The following is an 18,863-nucleotide window of genomic DNA, read 5'->3' on the forward strand; positions in this document are numbered from 1 at the left end:
CAACCGAGCATTTCACTTCAAACAAAAAGGGCCGGCTAACATTTAGTTAACCGACCCTTTTTGTTTGCTTATTTAATTAAACTACTGCGCCTTCTATTTTAAGTACGTAAGCCATAGTCCCGGGCGCCTCGGCAGGTAGCTGTACTTTAAGCCCTTGACCGCTTTGCTCAAATTTCAAGCTGCTGCCGTTTGCTATAAGCGTAACTTTTTCAACTTTACCACCGGCTCCAACACTTTTGATGTTTATTTGGTTGCCGTCTTGTGGCCAGCCTAATAAAATGGCATATAACGCATTGTTTTTAGTAGTGAACCTAATATCACCGGCTTTATAAACCGTGCCTTCGTTATAACCTTGTTCTTTTAACGGCTTAACGTTTTCCATTGCTGGTCCTTCGCCAAAAACCTTCCATGGCCTGGTGCCATAAATGGCTTCACCATTTTGCTTGGTCCATGCAGTAATTTGCTGTACAATTGCGCGTTCCTTTTCATCAATGGTACCATTGCCTTTTACCGGTACGCTAAGCAGCAAGTTGCCGTTTTTGCTCACCACATCGGCCAGCATATGAACTACCGTAGCCGCCGATTTGTACTTGTTTCCTTCGTAAACACGCTTATCATAATGCCAGTTGCCAATGCAAGTACAGGTTTGCCAAGGCAAAGGCTCAATACGGTTACTGTGCCCGCGCTCAATATCCCAAACTATACATTTGCGTTGCTGCTCGTCAAGTATTTTGCCGGTAATTACGGCCTCCATTTTGCCATGCTTTTTTAAGCTGTTGTTGTACATGTGGGCAGCAATTTTCAAACCCACATCACTAACAGGCCATAACGGTAGGGCTGTATCATCAAAATACACCAAATCAGGATCATAGTTATCAAGTAACGCCAACGTCCTTTTTAAAAACTTTTCATTGTAAGCTTTTGACGGAATGCTCGCACCATCCTTCCAATCCCATTGTTGTAATCCGTCTTTATAAGGCACGCTTAAAGGATGCCTTTGTGAGTAAAGCTCCTGCGGGTCATATCCCTCCCACCATTTGCCTTTACCATCACCTTTTTGAATATTACCATCGTAATGCACACCAGCCATAGGGCCGGTTTTATCAGCCCCTTGCGATGGTTCATACCAGGTCCAGGCGTGAGCCGCATGAACACTTACCCCAAAGCGTAAACCATTATCACGGGCTGCTTTTTCCCAACCTTTAATCAAGTCTTTTTTAGGACCGATGTTGGTTGAGTTCCATTTTTGGTATTTGTTAGGATACAGGTCAAAATTATCATGGTGATTGGCTAGTGCCACAAAATACTTTGCGCCGGCCTCTTTATATAACGATACCAGTTCGGCCGGGTCCCACTTATCTGCCTTCCATTCATTTATTACATCTTTAAAGCCGAATTTTGATGGATGTCCGTAAGTTTTAAGGTGGTATTTATAAGCCGAACTACCTTCCTCGTACATCCCCTTGGCGTACCAGTCGCCATATTCGGGCTGGCATTGCGGACCCCAATGTGCCCATAAACCAAATTTTGCGTCACGAAACCAATCCGGAACCTGGTATTGTTCCAATGAATTCCATGACGGTAAAAATGGTCCTTTAGCCATGCCATCATAGGCCAGGCCCGAACCAATGGTTTGCGCCTGTAGCTTGGCAAGGTAAAGGGATGCAGCACCTGTTAACGTGCCTTTAATCAAACTTCTTCTCTTCATAAATAACTATGCTTTTACAAAATTGCACACCAAAAAAAGCTCCGCTTTCAAGTCACTCGTTTTTTAAGGTTTGCTATTAAATTAGTGATTACTTAATTGGCTTTTTCAAAGCTAGTGGAAGCACGTGCAATATCATTGATAATAACTGACCACGATATGTAAAAATCCGACTTTTATATTTGATGACAGTTATTATCGCAACAAGGTAAAACTGCGATTATAAAGCAACTTGCTATTTTCTTATCTCGTCTAAAATCGGCTTATCCAACGCACTTAATGTATCAACTTCGGGCTTCAGCAATTCTAAAACCTCAATGCTGTTGTTTCCTTTTTTCAGCCATTCGGCCGGCAAATAAAGGGTTTGCTGAGGTCCAATGCTCCAGTATTTTCCTAAATTATGACCATTTACCCAAACAACACCTTTGCCCCAACGGCGCATATCAAGGTAGGTGTCGGCCACCTTATTCAATTTAAAAGTTCCTTTACGAATTACAGGCGAAGTAACACCAGCAGAAGTAGTTTTTGTGAACGACTTTGTATCGGCAAAAGGCAGAGTATACATTTGCCAGCCGTTTACCTCCTTACCTGCATAGGTAACGCTTTGAGTAATACCCTTTTTGTTTTGCAACAGATACTTACCAAAGTTTATACGCCCCATGTTTTCAACCAAAATGTCTATTACAGCTTCGCCTGCCGGCAGAGTTACGTGTAAGCTATCTTGTTTCAACCTGCGGTCTAATGTACCCACAGCCTTGCCGTTAACAATTACAACAGCATAGTCACGCAATTCTTTTAACGCTAAAATTCCACTGGTACCACCCTTAACTTTAGCGCGATAAAGTACATAACCGTAGTCCTGCTTTAAATCTTCAAATGTAAGTGGTGTTTTATTGATCACCGGTACAGGCAGGTTACTCAATAAAGCGGCCGAACTTTTTAAACTAAATGTTGGTATAGTCATAGAAGGCTTGGCGGCGGGCACCTCGGGCAAGTTTACATTTTTGGGCAAATACTTTTTAATTACCTCTCTGAACTTTACAAACTTGGGCGTTGCATTACCGGCTTCATCTAAAGGAGCATCGTAATCATAACTACTTATTTGAGGTTCAAAACCTGTTTTATCTTTAAAGTTTGAACCATTCATGAAGCCGCGGGTAGTGCCGCCATGAAACATATACATGTTTATTGAAATTCCGGCTGCCAGTACCGAATCTAACCTTCCGGCGTAATCTTCGGCAGGTATAGTGTGGTGTTTAGTTCCCCACCAGTCAAACCAGGCCGGGTACCATTCGGCAATATAATAAGGCCCTTTACCGCTATGGTAAGCATTAATAAGCTCTTTAACTTTAGCCGGCTTATCAAGACCATTAACAGCAGGCATAAGGCCCGGTAAATGACCATCTTTAACATCATTAGCAGGGTCGCAAGTATAAAGTATGCCATCAAAGCCTGCTTCTTTAAACATACGCTGGTTAATGGCTAAATAGTCTTTATCATTACCGTAAGAGCCGTATTCATTTTCAATTTGAACCATTATTATATTGCCACCGTGGTTCACTTGTAGTGGCGCCAACCTTTTACCTACTTCTTTTATGTAAGTGTGGTATTCATTAAGGTATTGCGCTTCCTTGCTTCTTACTTCCAGTCCTTTTTCGTTTTGCAACCAGTATGGATAACCGCCAAACTCCCACTCGGCACACACATAAGGGCTTGGTCTTAAAACAACCCATAAGCCTTCCTGACGTGCAATGTTCACAAACTCAACTATATCATTATTACCCGTAAAATTGAACACACCTTTTTGAGGCTCGTGTACGTTCCAGAAAACATAGGTTCCTATAGTGTTTAAACCCATTGCTTTGGCCATTTTCATTCTTGATCTCCAGGCTTCGCGTGGCACACGTGGGTAATGAATCTCTCCGCTAATCATTTGAAATGGCTTTCCATCAAGCAAAAAATCAGTATTGCCTAAAGCAAATGTGTGTGCCTGCCTTTGTGCAAATGCGCCATAGCAGCACACGCAAAGCAGCAGTGTTAAACAACGTATATATTTATTCATAATTCTCTTTATTTAATGTGGAAGACATCAGTAAGAATGGCCTACCAGAAAACTGTATATAACGCAGCCAGAATGCCTAGTATAATTACGGTACCAATTTGAAAACCTCTGTCAACCTTAAACATGCTCGGCTCAACAATAATCTCTCCCTCCGTTTCAGATTTTGATTTTTCCGTACCGACCAAGCTCATCAACACCATAATAATTACGATTACTACAAAGTCAATTGCCATACGATCTAAAAAAGGAAAATCGGGAAAACTGCCGTTGGTCCATACCGGTAAAAACTTCAATACAGTTGATAATGGTATGGTAATTAACGCACCAGCCATAGCGGCTGAAGCCGTAGTGCGTTTCCAGTAAAAACCCAGCAGGAAAATTGCCAGTACACCCGGCGAAACAAAACCAACGTATTCCTGAATAAACTGATAAGCCTGATCTAACGACTTTAGCGCCGGTGTTACCACAGCTGCAACGGCTAATGAAACTACTACCGCCCACCTGCCAATCCTAACCAGCTTTTGCTCGCTTGCATTTCTGTTAATGTATTTTTTATAGATATCAAGCGAAAATATGGTACAAATACTGTTTGCTTTACCTGCAAGTGAGGCTACAATAGCCGCCGTGAGTGCCGCAAAAGCAACACCTTTAAGCCCGGTTGGAAGCAAGTTTATAAGCGTTGGATAAGCATGATCGGGCTTTAAAACACCATTTACGGTCATTTCATTTGCAAACATACCATTGTGGTACAGCACATACATTATTATACCCGGCAATACGGCTATAAGCGGCACCATTAGCTTAAGCACAGCTGCAAACAGTATACCCTTGCGTGCAGTTTTTAAATCGGCGCCTAACGCACGTTGAACAATGTATTGATTGCACCCCCAGTATGCCAGGTTATTTACAAGCATTCCCCCTATAATTACCGAGGTTCCGGGTAAATCTTTATAATACGGATCTTTAGGACCAAATATCATGTGGAAGTGCTCCGGAGCTTCCCTCATTAACAGTTTTAATGCGGGGAATATGCCATGAGTATTGTAAGTATCGCTAAGCAGATTAAGTGCCAGATAGGTGGTTACAAGTCCGCCGAGTATTAATACAACAACCTGTATTACATCGGTGTATCCAATTACCTTCATACCGCCAAGTGTTACAAACATGGCAAAAACGCATAAGGCCACTATACACCAGCCAAAATCGAGCGAGGAAATAGATGAAATAGCAAGCGCACCTAAATATATGATAGATGTTAAGTTAACGAAAACATACACAAGCAGCCAAAATACAGCCATTACCGTACTAACCTGGTCATTATACCTGCGCGACAAAAACTGCGGCATTGTTACAATGCGGTTTTTTAAATAAACCGGTATTATATACACGGCAACTATGATTAATGCTGCTGCCGACATCCACTCATATGAGGATATGGCCAGCCCGAGAGCAAAACCAGAACCCGACATACCGATAAAATGCTCGGCCGATATATTAGAAGCAATGAGTGATGCACCGATTGCCCACCAGGTTAACGAGCCTTCCGCCAAAAAATATTCCTTGGCATCAAGTTCTTTGGTTTTGCGCTTGTGATAAATATAATAGCCATAGCCTGCAACTATAAAAAAGTAAACAAGAAAGACTACATAGTCAGTAAGTTCTAAATGGTTCATTTACGCTCAAAAAAGTAATTTAGCTGCGCTGCAAGCATTATTGCGGAACAGATAAAAAGGTGTAAAATTGGTTGTTCAAACTTAAAGCTACTCAAAATTAATACTTTGACCATAATGGACTATAATCTGTAATTTTCCGACCAGCAACCATTATCAGCTTTTAAATTTGCTACAACCTTAATTCAAAAACCTTAAGGGTTTTGCGGGGCCAAACTTAATCGTTTTCGTAAATAAAGATTCAGCTAATAATAAAACGTGTAAAAAAAGATAGCGATTATTGGTGCGAATAAGATGGTGAACAAGCTAGTGCTTAGTGCATAAGATTGAAGGGCAATTGCTTATTTACTATCCTCTTTCCCCAATTAAACTTACATTTTTACTAGTATTATGATCCGGTCGTTTACAGAGGATTCTGTTGATTTAATGCTATTGGAACATACCAAGAAAGCAGAATTACACGAAAGGTTAACAGGCAAATGGAAGAGCCAGCCTGAGTTAAATTATTTTAAGATGCAAATTGAGGACATTGACATGTTCCCAAAACGATTAATTTTAGCCTTAAAGCGGCAAAAGGTTAATAACGTACATGACTTGCTTAGCCTGGCCTATAAAGACTTAGTTGTGCTGCCTAATATTGGTAAAAAAAGCTATCATCTCATTTTAGTGTTCCTTACCCAAATGACGCATAAGATGTTTGTATAAAAGGCTGTAAATAGGCTCAATACTGCATTTTATTCCCTCAAAACGCCCAATTTCACAATAGTTACACTTCGCCCATAAGTAACTTATTTTCAACGATTTTTAAAAAAAATCGTTTTACTTATAAGTGCAGCAACCAAAATTGAATATTCAACAGTTATATATTATACTCAGCAGCCTTTTCCACAGCATACTACTTAAGTATACTTATTGTATAATCAAAAGTGCTATTGCTTAAACGAGGCATATATTGAGGCAATGGCATTGGACCACATGAATGTGAGCCAACACCAAGTGTACGGCTTGATATGCAGAGCACCGTTGACGCTGGTTTGGGTAAGTCAATACGATATTCGGTTGCGTTAAGCACCTCATCAGTAAATGGTAAAGCCGACATTTGAAATAAAGCATCACTTTTAATTCCAAGCCCCTGCCCTGGTACGTCGGTAAGCTTAAGCCATCTCACATCTTCATGGTTTCCGCTCTCCATCGGTTTTTCGTAAGGTGTTAATTGCGCCATCACTGTACTATTGTAAATAGCTACATCAAACCCGGCTTTACGGTCAGGGTAGTTTTCCATCGGTCCGCGGCCAAAATAATTAAGGTTCTGCAGTTTTTGATTTAAAATCATCCTTACACCCATACGGGCTATAACAATGTTGGTATCGCTTGCGCTAACATCATTTTTGCAAAATATGCTGCCGTCGCCTTTAATGTCGTATACCGCTTGATGGTCGACCCAAAAGCCGTTTTTGCCTAATCCACGTACTTTTGCAGTTATGTTAACGTTACCTGCGCTTACCCGTTTAATTGAAACCTGTTTGGTAATCCACTTTAATGCGGTGATGCCGGTACTATCCCACCCCTTATAAGCGTATATATCATCCTGCTGATGCGGAGCTCTCCATAAGTGCAACCTTGGCCCTCCGTCGTTGTTAAGCTGTTCATTTGAATTAACACGAATATTGGCTATAGTGCCCGAAGCTTTACTGAACAGCAACTCAAACCCCTTGCCTGTGATAACAACATTGCTGTCTTTTTCAATTAAGCTTAAATCTGAATAAGCAACTGCTTGCGGCATAGGGTTGGTAACTGCAACTGGTAAGACAAATTGTGCAGCCGCAATTTCAAATCCGTTTTTTGCCCAGTTAGTATTGGCTTTAAGTTTAACCGAAAAGTTTACGTGGTATTCAGCAACCTCAGTTTTACCCTTATAATTAAAGATAAAAGAGCCATTTGACAGCGGTTTAACTGACGGCATAACAAGCTTACCTGAATCAACCGCTATTCCATTTTTCAAAACAGTCCAAAGCAGATCAAACTTATCAAGATTTACAAACTGGTACTTGTTCCTGATGGTATACAATCCCTTTTCACCTTTAACTGGAGTGATATCAAGCCATTGATATACACGCTTCATCTCATAATAGCCGGGCTTGGGTGACCTGTCAGAAAACACCACGCCTTTATGAATAAAGTAATGATCATTTGGAAATTCACCAAAACCGCCGCCAAAAGCTAATATTGGGTGCGCCGGGTTACGCTTGTTCCATACGCCCTGATCCTGAAACTCCCAAATTGCTCCGCCAAGTATGGAAGGATACTTGTCGAAAAGTTCACCGTACTCCTTTAACGAACCCATGGAGTTAAACATTGCGTGCGCAAACTCGCATAAATAAAAAGGCTTTGTTAAATCGGGGTTGGTTGCAGTCTCTTCTACAGGCCGCAACGCCCGACGTTTTGCATCGGCACCTGGCCAGTTGTTGGGTATAAGCGGCGAATACATGCGGCTGTCTAAGTCTGCCGGGTTAACTTTGCCTATACCAAAACCCTCATAATGTGTAGGCCTGGTATTGTCCAGTTCTTTTACTTTGGCTAAAGCCGCTCTGAAGTTTTCGCCACCCGTACCGCACTCATTACCTAACGACCAAATGATAATTGAAGGGTGGTTTTTGAAATTCTCAATGTTAGCCACATTTCTGTCAATAATGGCCGATTTCATGAGCGGTTCATTGTTAAACCTATCCATTAAGCCATGACATTCTACATTAGCTTCCGATAATACGTAAAGGCCATACTCGTCACACAACTCATACCAGCGTGGAATATCAGGATAATGAGAGGTGCGCACATGATTACAATTACCCTGTTTTATCAGCATAATATCACGTATCATTTGTGCCTCGGTGATTGCATGACCACCATCGGGCCAGTTTTCGTGCCGGTTAACACCTTTTAATTTTATAGGCACACCATTTACTAAAAAGCTCCGACCCCTAATTTCAATTTGTCTGAAACCGGTACGGCTTGATAAATATTCAATTGCCTTACCGTTTTGCTCGAGCGTGATAACGGTGGTGTATAAATTAGGCGTTTCTGCTGTCCACTTATCAGGATTAAGCACTGGCAATTTAATGTTTACCACTTTTTCTGAGGAAGGATTGATAAGTACAGAGCTGGCTGCCGAACGTTTAATTAGCTGTTTGCCCTTATAAAGCGCTGCAGAAACAGTAACCTTTTTTTCCGTTCGACTATCATAATTGGCAACTTTAGTTAATACGCTTAGTATTGCATTCGTATAATTTTTATCGAGCTGTGTTTTGATATAAAAATCGCGCACGTGCTGGGTGGGTGCACGCCAAAGTGTTACATCACGAAAAATACCACTCATTCTCCACATATCCTGATCTTCGAGATAGCTACCAACGGTGTACTGATATACCTCCGCGGCTAAAAGATTTTTACCCGGCTGCAAATACCGCGTTATGTCAAATTCGGCTGCATTACGACTGTTTACACTGTAACCAACTTTTTTACCATTTACCCAAAGGAAAAAACCGGCATCAACGCCGTCAAACTTCAGGAAAATTTTCCCGCCCTGCCATGTTGCCGGAAGCGTAAACTCTTTCCTGTAACTGCCTACCGGGTTGCGATCTGTATACGCAGTATAATTAGGGGGCGGCGTACTCATTACATGCGGAAAATCTTTTTTAAAGGTATAACCCATGTTACGGTAAAAGGGAATACCATAGCCTTGCATTTGCCAGTTAGAAGGCACTTTGATACTGGACCATTTAGCATCATTAAAATTGGTTTTATAAAAGTCAAGTGGCCGTTTATCAGGCGTGTTAACCCAGTTAAATTTCCAGTTGCCATTAAGGCTCATGGCATACACCGATGCATTTGGCTTGCCCGCTAGTGCAGCCTGAATATTTTGATAAGGCATCAAGGCAGCATGCGCAGCTTCCTTATTTATACCAATACATTGCGGATTTTCAATTTCAGGAGGTAATGATGTGTTGCTGCTGGTATCACTCTGCGACGCAACAGCCCATTGGGAAACAAACAAAACAAAGAAAAAAAAGTACCTGAAATTCATGAATTGACTTTTGACAGTAATGGTGAGATGGATATATCAAGCCGAAGTTATTGGTAATAAAACTACCGGCAAATATAATCTGCTTAATCGTTTTCGTATTTAAAGATTAGCTGTTAAGCCTACAATTGATCCAACTTTATAACTTAGGCTTTTAATTTTTAAACCAAAAAAGGCTGTAAGTTTGCCCCATTACAGTTTAACCTGCTTAAGCATTTGAAGAAAGTTATACTACATCTGTTTGGTTCAGTTTTGTGCATACTACCTTACCTGGCCGTAGCGCAAAACCTTGTAGAATATGTTCAGCCTCTATCTGGCACTGCACCGTCAACCACGCCGTCCTCAAAAAAGCATGGAAGCGGTACCGAACTTAATGCAAACACCATCCCTGCAGTGACGTTGCCGTTTGGAATGACGCAGTGGACACCTGAAACGCAGCGATCGGAAAATAAATGCGTTCCCCCTTATAGGTATAATGATAGTAAAATCAGCGGTTTCAGAGCGTCGCACTGGTTAAGCGGATCTTGCACGCAGGATTACGGAAGCGTTACTATTACGCCTGTCGGCTCGCGTTTAAATTTAAATCCGGAGGCTGGCTCTATACCTTTTTCGCATAAAGATGAAATAACAGCACCGCATTATTACAAAGTAAACTTGCCGCAACGAAAGTTAACAACCGAAATAACAGCAACTACCCGGTGTGGAATGCTAAGGTTTACCAGTCAAAGCGCAGATAGCGTTTACTTTACCGTAAAACCAAATAGCGACCGTAATGAGGGTTTTGTAAAAGTAGACCGCCAGCTAGGACTTATCTGGGGGTACAATCCTGTTCATCGTATTTACCAGGGATGGGGAGAGAAAGCAGGCTTTAACGGATACTTTGTTATTCAATTCAATCAGCCGTTAAGCACTGCAGGCTTGTTTACAAATGATAAAGTTACACCCGGAGACAGTATTAAAAACCAGCCCGAGGCAGGTGCTTATGTAGGCTTTAAACTTAAAGCCGGGGAGCATTTACAAATGCGCGTTGGTACTTCCTTTACCAGTTTTGCAGGCGCACTGCTTAATCTTGAAAGCGAAATTAAAGACTGGAATTTTGAACGCTTGATAAAGTCAAACTTCACAGTATGGCAAAATGCATTAAGCCGCGTAAGCGTTAGCGACAATAATGAAAAGCATAAGCGCATATTTTACACTGCCCTTTACCATGCCATGCAACAGCCGCGATGCTTTAATGATGTGAATGGCCTTTATCCACGCTTTGGCAGCTACTATAAAAACGAAAAATTCAGCAACGGTAACTACTACGATGATTTTTCGATGTGGGACACTTACCGGGCGCAAATGCCGCTTTTTGAGATTTTAAAGCCCGACTTTGTAAATGACTGCGTAAAATCAATGATTTTAAAAGGTGAACAAGGCGGTTGGTTACCCATTTTCCCATGCTGGAATAGCTATACAGCGGCCATGATTGGCGATCACGTTACCGCATTTATAGCATCGGCCTATATTAGGGGCATACGCAACTATGATGTAAAAAAAGCTTATGCCCTTATGCGGCGTAATGCATTTGAGGTTCCAACTACGCAGGAATACCGCGACGGAAAAGGACGCAGGGCCATACAATCATATCTAAAATATGGCTTCATTCCGGTTGAAGATTCGGTACCTGAAGCATTCCATAAAAAAGAACAGGTAAGCCGTACGCTGGAGTATGCATTTGATGATTACGCGCTTGCCATGGTTGCCGCCGGCCTGAATCTTAACAAAGACAAAAACGGTTTACTCAACCGAAGTAAAAACTACTTAAACGTTTTGGATGGCAACAGCAAAATGGTTAGAGCCAGGAAACGTGACGGTAGCTGGTACTCACCATATAACCCTAAAAATAAAGAATTTTATATTACCGAGGGAACGCCGCAGCAATATACCTTTTACGTACCTCATGATATAAATGGACTTGCAAAAGCCATGGGCGGCCAAGCTGTTTTAGAACAACAATTAGATACGCTTTTCAGAACAGGCGAGTATTGGCACGGCAATGAGCCGGGACAGCAAACACCTTACATCTATAACTTTACTGCTTCGCCATGGAAAACGCAGTACTGGGTTAGAAACACTATGGATGAAGAATACAGCGACGGACCTGGCGGTTTAAGCGGCAATGATGATGCTGGCCAGGTGTCAGCATGGTATGTTTTTTCGGCAATGGGATTTTATCCCCTTAATCCGGCATCAAACCAATATCTTATCACTGCTCCAATTTTCAACAGCTACAAAGTACAACTAGGTCAAAACAAAGTGTTTGAAGTAAAATGTCATAAAAACACCTCTGACGCATTTTACATTGACCATGTATCCTACAACGGAAAGCCTTACAATTTTAATTACTTAACGCATCAAACTATTACACAGGGAGGCAAATTAGATATATACTTGCGCAGTACACCTAATAAAATGTGGGGCACTGCTAAACGCTATAAACCTGCATCTCTTACCCGTTAATATCATGAAAAAATATATCCTTCTGGCTTTTAGTTGCCTTTTATGCTTACTGTTTAGTGGCTCAGTTTACGCCCAGTCAACAACAGCTAACAAAGCCGATTATGTAATTACCAATTTTGGTGCAACAGCTGATGCCAGCAAAGACAATGCAGTTGCCATACAGCGCACCATTGATGCATGCGCAAAAGCCGGAGGCGGGCGCGTGATAATTCCAAAGGGTAAACGCTTTATGACCGGACCTTTTGACTTAAAATCAAACATTGAATTTGTTGTGGAAGCAGGTGCATGTGTTATTGCCAACCCAAATGAAAGCATCTATAAAAAAAGCGCCTTTAAAGATAACGTTGGCGAGGGAACCATTTGGATTGGAGGCAACAACTTAAATAACGTTACCATAAGCGGCACCGGAACCATTGACGGTAACGGCGTATCATTTATGGGTGCCCCAATAACCGACTCTTACATACTTAAACCTTTTGATAAGCTTGACCCCCGCCCCCATTTGCTTACAGTTGCAGGCGGACACAATATCAGGATAAAAGACGTTACCATACGCAACTCAGCATATTGGACGGTTCACCTTATAGGCTGCAATGATGTAACTATTGACAATATTACGCTGCTTAATGATTTGAAAGTTAGAAACAGTGATGGTATTGACTTAGACCACTGCAAAAATGTACGCATAAGCAATTGCTACATTGAATCGGGCGATGACTGTATATGTTTAAAAAACAGGCGTGAATACGAAGAATTTGGTCCCTGCCAAAATATAGTAGTAACTAACTGTACAATGACATCGAGATCATGCGCTATTAAGATTGGGTCAGAGAATATGGATTCGATTGACCATGTCATCATCAGCAATTGTATAATACGTGCAAGCAACCGTGGTATTGGCATTCAAAACCGCGACGAAGGAACGGTGAGTGATGTATATTTTAATAATATCCTTATCGAATCGCATTTATTTACAGATGTATGGTGGGGTAAAGCCGAACCTATTTACGTAACAGCCTATGCCCGTGCCAATGCGAACAACAAAGATGCTAACTGGCGCTTTCCAAAGGGTGTAAAAGAGGGCAAGGTTGGAAAAGTAAGCAGAATTTTCTTTTCCGGCATTAAAGCAAGCAGTGAAAACGGCGTGTACGTGGGCGCTGAGTCACCCGAAAAAGTTGATGAAATTTACTTTGACCAGGTTGATCTTCACATCAACAAAACAAGCAACATTACCGGCGGCATATATGACCGCAGGCCGGCTAAGATCGACGGGTTGCTTACCGGCACCACATCAGGCTTTTATTTTGAAAACGCAGGCAGTATAACCGTAAGAAACAGCTCCGTTACATGGGGCGCAAACAAACCCGATTATTTCAAGCATGCTATTGAAAGCCAAAACGTAAAAGATGTAAAGATCACAGGGTTCAACGGTACGGCAGCTTTCCCGGGTAAGTTAGATGCAATCGTTAAAAAGTAAAATGTTACCCTCCCGTAGAGTTACGTACGGTAAGCACTGATGGTATCACCTCACTCTCCTCTTCAAGGTTGAGGTAGGGGTTTTTGAGCCGTTTAAGCAAGGCTTTAGCAGCTGCCCTACCCATTTCAAATGCCGGTTGGGTAATAGTCGTAAGGCTTGGGTTTAATATCACTGCTGATGCCTGATTTGAAAAGCAAACAACCTTTACATCACCAGGTATTTGCAGGCCTAACTGCTGGCATACCAAATATATGTCGGTGGTAAGTCTTTCAACTGTTGCAATTATCCCATCGGGCCTGTTGTTTCCCTGTAGTATGGTGGTAAGGGTGGTATGTACCGTTTTTCCCTCACCAATACAGTTAACCACTTCACAGGTTGCTGGATCAAGCTGATGATCAGCAACCGCCTTTTGAAAGCCGCTGCTACGTTCTGAAATAATTGACAGGCTCTTTGATATAGACAGCATTACAATGCGCTTGCAACCCGCCTCAATGAGGTGCTTGGTGGCCAGGTAGCCGCATTCAAAATCGTTTGTGGTTATTTTTGCGGTAGCAGGCGCGCTGGCAACCCTGTCAAAAAACACAACGGGCAGCTTCTTTCCAAAATCTTCAATATGCTCAAATGAATCTGTTTCTGAGCTTACCGACATGAGTGCACCATCTACCCTGCCATATAGCAACTCGCTTAAAATTGCCTTTTCGCGTTCCAGCTTCTCATGAGTAAGATATATTAGGGTATGATAACCTTTTTCGATGGCAACTTCCTCAATACCATTTAGCGCAATTGAAAAAAAACTGTCGGCCACCTCGGGTATAAGTACGGCAATTGTTTTGCTTTTATTTTTGCGTAAACTGCTGGCATAAGCGTTTGGAACGTAGTTAAGTTCCTTGGCAAGGTCAAACACCCGCTTTTTGGTTACTTCACTAATCTCGTGGCTATCGCCCAAAGCTTTTGATATAGTAGCGGTTGATAATTTAAGTCGTTCGGCAAGTAACTTAATAGTAACAGTTTCCATTTTGCATCTAAATACCGAAATAAAGATTGGCTTTTTTTTTACAATTTAATAATTAAATAACAACAAAGTAGTCTTGCATTTATATACGTTTTCTATCAAAATGAACCGGTTTGGATTAAACCGGATGTATTTGCATTGAAAAATTGTTTAGCTTTGTTGCCATGTTTTTAATAAGTACCTCTCTCAATCAGCTCATCAGGGTCAAAAGTCTCTAATAACTTTCTAACATTTACTTAATCGTTTACGTAAATAAATATCGTTCATCCATCACGAGTTCATGCTGAAATGTATCACTTTAGTACTGCAAAATCAGTGCAACCAATTGTTTACGGCTTACTGAGCTTCAGGCGCATAAGTGATATTTTAAAACCAAACGATATGAATTTGAAAGATAGCATCCCTGCTGTAGATCAAAAGTCTCCGCTTTCTAATCTGGATGAATGGGAAGACGATGTAGTGCGCAGGTACCCTGATCCATCCAAAATTAATGCAGATAAAGATGAAGAAGCGTTTAGAGATTACAATGCAACGGAAAAGGATTCGGTACGTGAATTCTACCGTTTAAATCATCGCTATCAAACGTTTGATTTTGTATTGGAGCACAAAAAGAAATTTTTAAGCTTCTCAAAAGACAAAATGCCCATCTGGGATGCGTTTACCTTTTTGAATAAGCTGGTAGATGATTCTGACCCTGACACAGATCTTGACCAGATGCAGCATTTACTGCAAACATCTGAAGCCATACGAAACGATGGCCACCCGGATTGGATGGTATTGGTAGGGCTTATACATGACATGGGTAAAGTACTTTGCCTTTTTGGGGAGCCGCAGTGGGCCGTTGTTGGCGACACCTTCCCGGTAGGTTGTGCTTTTTCTGACAAAATTGTTTTCCCTGAGTTTTTTAAAGATAACCCGGATATCCACGATTCAAGATACAATACCAAATATGGCATTTACAGCCCTAATTGCGGCTTAGACAATGTACATATGTCATGGGGTCATGATGAGTATGTTTATCATATGATGAAAGACTTTATACCTGAGCCTGGGTTATACATGTTACGCTACCACTCGTTTTACTCACAACACCGTGAAAACGCTTACGACCATTTAATGAATGATCATGATCGCGACATGTTTAAATGGGTGAATCTGTTTAACCCTTATGATTTGTACTCTAAAAACCCAAATCAAAAAAGCTGGGAAGAATTGAAGCCTTATTATGAAAATTTGGTTGCCAAGTATCTCCCGCAAACACTGAGTTTTTAAACAAATAAACAATAACCAAATATGAACTTAAATTTACGCTAATTATGAGATTGAACCTTAATTGCAAGGATAAGCCAGTTATCCTAATGCTGCTTCTTGCACTAATTTTTAGCTTTCAGCCCCTATTTGCACAAGACAGCCGCATTACAGGTGTGGTTGTTGATACCAAGGGCGAAGCCTTACCCGCAGTAACCGTAAGCGTTAAAGGCAAATCAAGAGCCACATCAACCGATGCTAACGGTAAATTCAGTATCACCGCAGGTGCAGGTGACGTTTTAGTACTTACCTACATAGGCACCAATGCTAAAGAAGTAACCGTAACTTCTGAAAAAACTTACAGAATTGAATTAACAGAATCAAGCCAGGCACTTAAAGAAACCGTAGTTATTGGTTATGGTACAAGCTCACGTAAAGCTATATCAAGTGCTATTGCGCAAGTTAAACAAGAGGACTTAAACCGTGGAGCAATAGCCGACGTTGGCCAATTATTACAAGGCAAGGTACCTGGATTAAACATTACTGCAAGCGGCGACCCGAACAAACCGGCTTCGGTAATTTTACGTGGTGCTTCAACTGTAAACAGCCCTGGTTCTCCATTCTATGTTATTGATGGTATTCCGGGTGCTGATATTGCTGCAGTTGCTCCTAATGACATTGTTACTATTGACGTACTCAAAGATGCTGCTGCAACAGCTATTTACGGTAACCGTGCTTCGGCAGGTGTAATTATGGTTACTACCAAAAGAGGTAAAAGAAATTCTTCAGTAGTTTCTTACAACGGTTATGCAGGTATTGAAAAAGTAAGCAATCAGTTAGACCTGATGAACGCCGATGAGATACGTGCATATTTGACCAAAAACAACTCGGGTTTCTCTGCAAATAATGATTTAGGTGCTAATACGGATTGGATGAAAGCGATTGAGCGCTCTACTGCATTTTCTCATAATCATAACATTTCTTTGAGCGGCGGTTCTGAGCATGGCACGTACAGTGCCAGCGTAAATTACTTTAAGAAAGAAGGTATTTTACAAGGCAGTGCATTACAGCGTGTAATTGGCCGCTTGGCCGTTGATCAGTATGCCTTAAATGATAAATTGAAGTTTAGCTTAAACCTCTCAAATTCTTCAAGTAACTCTAACAACGTACCATTACAAAATGTTGTGTTATTACAGGCCGCCAAACATTTGCCTGTAAACCCAATTTACAATGCGGATGGCACTTATTATGAAAACTTTGGTAATACAGGTTATTTCAACCCTTTGGCAATTTCCAAGAATGCGAAAGATGATAGCAAGTACAATGTTTTATTAGGTTCGTTCATCACTGAAGTTAAATTGCCATTTGGATTAACTTACAATGTAAATTTATCGTATCAAAAAACAACATCTTCTCGTGGCGAGTACTACGGTTCATATTATAATGCATACAGAGGGAATGGTTTTTATAATAACCCCGATCCTGCAATTGGTGTATACCACACGTTAATTAACCTTGGTCAAAATGGTACCGCAGCCCGTAATGAGCTATCAAACACGGTTAAAACGCTTGAAACATTCCTTACGTGGAACAAGAAGTTTGGTGAACATTCGTTAACCGCTGTATTAGGTTACTCTTATCAAGACAACGTAGTGGGTGAAGGTATTACGGCGACAACTATAAATTTCCCTACTGATAATGTTGGTTATAATAACTTTACACTTTCAAACCCTTATGCAGTTGGTACCTATAGAATTGATTTTGGTAACACTGATGTTTACGGTAAGACGTTATTAGTTTCCGATTTTTTCAGGTTGAATTACAACTACAAAGATAAATATTTAGTGCAAGGATCGATTAGAAGGGATGGTAGCTCTGTATTTGGTGTAAACAGCCGTTGGGGTTATTTCCCATCAGGAAGTGTTGCATGGCGTATAACTCAGGAAGACTTCATGAAGAATCAATCTTTATTTAACGAGTTAAAGTTGCGTGCAAGTTATGGTGTTACAGGTAACTCCTTTGGTATAAACGCCTATAGTGCTCAGTTATTATATGGAATAGTTGACAAATACTATAACAATGGTGTACTAGAAAATGCTTATGGGCCTAAACAAGGACAAAATCCTGATTTACAATGGGAGCGCACCGCATCAACTAACATCGGTGTTGATTTTGCTATATTAAAAAACAAAATAACCGGTTCGGTAGATTTGTATAACAAAAACACCAGTAAAATGCTATTTAGATACACTGTATCTCCAGCTCTGGTACCTGGTGGATCCATTAATGCAAATGGTGGAAGCATCAATAATAAAGGTATTGAGGTTAGCCTTACTGCTAATGCAGTATCAACCCAAAACTTCAATTGGTCGAGCACTATAAACGCGGCTTATAATAAAAATAAGGTTACCAGTATGCAAAATCCTTATGCTAACGTAGATTCAACGCTATATACCTCGCCGGAAGGTCCGGGCCAATCAGGCTCTACGTTGCAAATACTAAAAGTAGGCCAGCCTTTAGGACAATTCTTTACTTTTAAATATGCAGGTAAAGATGCTAATGGTAACTCTTTATTCTACAAACGCGACGGTTCTACCACCACCCAGCCACTAACCGGTGTTGACTATTTCTATGCAGGTAGCCCGCAGCCAAAAGTGTTAATGGGTTGGAATAACTCATTCCGATACAAAAATTTCGACCTTAACATATTTTTAAGAGGTACATTTGGCAATAAGATTTTTAACGCAACCCGCGCAGATCTATCAAACGTATCATCGGCAAATGCTAACAACATCTTACGTTCTGCCGCTGATGATAAACTAACCGATACACGTAATTACTTCTATTCAGACAGGTATATTGAAAGTGGATCTTACGTAAGATTAGACAACTCTACCATAGGATATAACATTAAACAACCAATTAAGTCTATAAGCAACATACGCGTTTACTTAACCGGGAACAACTTATTTGTTATTACCGGTTACAAAGGTGTCGATCCTGAGATTAACCAGGGTGGTCAGTCGCCGGGTATAGATTACAACAACTTTTATCCAAAAACACGTACATTTTTATTGGGCGTAAACGTATCATTATAATATTAACA

General features: G+C 41.0%; 10 protein-coding genes. 5 read left to right on the top strand and 5 right to left on the bottom strand.

Features of this window, described 5'->3' with window-relative positions; genetic code table 11:
• Positions 1 to 76 precede the first annotated feature (76 nt).
• The 3 genes from QZ407_RS11905 to QZ407_RS11915 all read right to left on the bottom strand — a co-directional run bounded on the left by QZ407_RS11905 (position 77) and on the right by QZ407_RS11915 (position 5,440).
• The gene (locus QZ407_RS11905) at positions 77 to 1,708 is read right to left on the bottom strand and encodes an alpha-L-fucosidase (protein ID WP_295771283.1); all 1,632 of its coding nucleotides are present in this window, start codon (positions 1,706 to 1,708) and stop codon (positions 77 to 79) included.
• A gap of 232 nt (positions 1,709 to 1,940) precedes the next feature.
• Positions 1,941 to 3,767 carry a beta-galactosidase gene (locus QZ407_RS11910; protein ID WP_295771285.1) on the bottom strand — a complete coding sequence of 609 codons (1,827 nt, stop codon included), beginning with the start codon at positions 3,765 to 3,767 and terminating at the stop codon, positions 1,941 to 1,943.
• 41 nt (positions 3,768 to 3,808) lie between these two features.
• Complete coding sequence (locus tag QZ407_RS11915; protein WP_295771287.1) at positions 3,809 to 5,440, bottom strand: sodium/sugar symporter; 1,632 nt, start codon at positions 5,438 to 5,440, stop codon at positions 3,809 to 3,811.
• 387 nt (positions 5,441 to 5,827) lie between these two features.
• On the opposite strand from QZ407_RS11915, the gene QZ407_RS11920 reads away from it, so the two are divergent.
• Complete coding sequence (locus tag QZ407_RS11920; RefSeq protein WP_295771290.1) at positions 5,828 to 6,142, top strand: DNA-directed RNA polymerase subunit alpha C-terminal domain-containing protein; 315 nt, start codon at positions 5,828 to 5,830, stop codon at positions 6,140 to 6,142.
• A 190-nt stretch (positions 6,143 to 6,332) separates the two neighbouring features.
• Here the strand turns inward: QZ407_RS11920 and QZ407_RS11925 are convergent, their stop codons facing one another.
• The gene (locus tag QZ407_RS11925) at positions 6,333 to 9,518 is read right to left on the bottom strand and encodes a glycoside hydrolase family 2 TIM barrel-domain containing protein (protein ID WP_295771292.1); all 3,186 of its coding nucleotides are present in this window, start codon (positions 9,516 to 9,518) and stop codon (positions 6,333 to 6,335) included.
• A gap of 213 nt (positions 9,519 to 9,731) precedes the next feature.
• Here QZ407_RS11925 and QZ407_RS11930 point away from each other — a divergent pair, with 213 nt between their 5' ends.
• Positions 9,732 to 12,020, top strand: a complete 2,289-nt coding sequence (locus tag QZ407_RS11930) for a GH92 family glycosyl hydrolase (RefSeq protein ID WP_295771295.1) — start codon at positions 9,732 to 9,734, stop codon at positions 12,018 to 12,020.
• 4 nt (positions 12,021 to 12,024) lie between these two features.
• On the top strand, positions 12,025 to 13,497 hold the full coding sequence (locus QZ407_RS11935; protein ID WP_295771298.1) for a glycosyl hydrolase family 28 protein: 1,473 nt from the start codon (positions 12,025 to 12,027) through the stop codon (positions 13,495 to 13,497).
• Between the two features lie 4 nt (positions 13,498 to 13,501).
• Here the strand turns inward: QZ407_RS11935 and QZ407_RS11940 are convergent, their stop codons facing one another.
• Positions 13,502 to 14,512: a LacI family DNA-binding transcriptional regulator gene (locus QZ407_RS11940; RefSeq protein ID WP_295771300.1), complete on the bottom strand. Its 1,011-nt coding sequence runs from the start codon at positions 14,510 to 14,512 to the stop codon at positions 13,502 to 13,504.
• A 378-nt stretch (positions 14,513 to 14,890) separates the two neighbouring features.
• Here QZ407_RS11940 and QZ407_RS11945 point away from each other — a divergent pair, with 378 nt between their 5' ends.
• Both QZ407_RS11945 and QZ407_RS11950 read left to right on the top strand, forming a co-directional pair.
• Complete coding sequence (locus QZ407_RS11945) at positions 14,891 to 15,781, top strand: inositol oxygenase family protein (protein ID WP_295771303.1); 891 nt, start codon at positions 14,891 to 14,893, stop codon at positions 15,779 to 15,781.
• 86 nt (positions 15,782 to 15,867) lie between these two features.
• Entirely contained in the window at positions 15,868 to 18,855 is a 2,988-nt protein-coding gene (locus QZ407_RS11950) for a SusC/RagA family TonB-linked outer membrane protein (RefSeq protein ID WP_295771305.1), read from the top strand.
• The last annotated feature ends 8 nt before the right edge of the window (positions 18,856 to 18,863 follow it).

The organism is uncultured Mucilaginibacter sp. (assembly GCF_913773635.1).
Lineage (GTDB): Bacteria > Bacteroidota > Bacteroidia > Sphingobacteriales > Sphingobacteriaceae > Mucilaginibacter.

Bases quoted from the DNA above. Each gene is read 5' to 3' on its own strand.
- QZ407_RS11910 (WP_295771285.1), bottom strand. From the start codon at position 3,767: ATGAATAAATATATACGTTGTTTAACACTGCTGCTTTGCGTGTGCTGC.
- QZ407_RS11920 (WP_295771290.1), top strand. From the start codon at position 5,828: ATGATCCGGTCGTTTACAGAGGATTCTGTTGATTTAATGCTATTGGAA.
- QZ407_RS11945 (WP_295771303.1), top strand. From the start codon at position 14,891: ATGAATTTGAAAGATAGCATCCCTGCTGTAGATCAAAAGTCTCCGCTT.
- QZ407_RS11940 (WP_295771300.1), bottom strand. From the start codon at position 14,512: ATGGAAACTGTTACTATTAAGTTACTTGCCGAACGACTTAAATTATCA.
- QZ407_RS11925 (WP_295771292.1), bottom strand. From the start codon at position 9,518: ATGAATTTCAGGTACTTTTTTTTCTTTGTTTTGTTTGTTTCCCAATGG.
- QZ407_RS11950 (WP_295771305.1), top strand. From the start codon at position 15,868: ATGCTGCTTCTTGCACTAATTTTTAGCTTTCAGCCCCTATTTGCACAA.
- QZ407_RS11905 (WP_295771283.1), bottom strand. From the start codon at position 1,708: ATGAAGAGAAGAAGTTTGATTAAAGGCACGTTAACAGGTGCTGCATCC.
- QZ407_RS11915 (WP_295771287.1), bottom strand. From the start codon at position 5,440: ATGAACCATTTAGAACTTACTGACTATGTAGTCTTTCTTGTTTACTTT.
- QZ407_RS11935 (WP_295771298.1), top strand. From the start codon at position 12,025: ATGAAAAAATATATCCTTCTGGCTTTTAGTTGCCTTTTATGCTTACTG.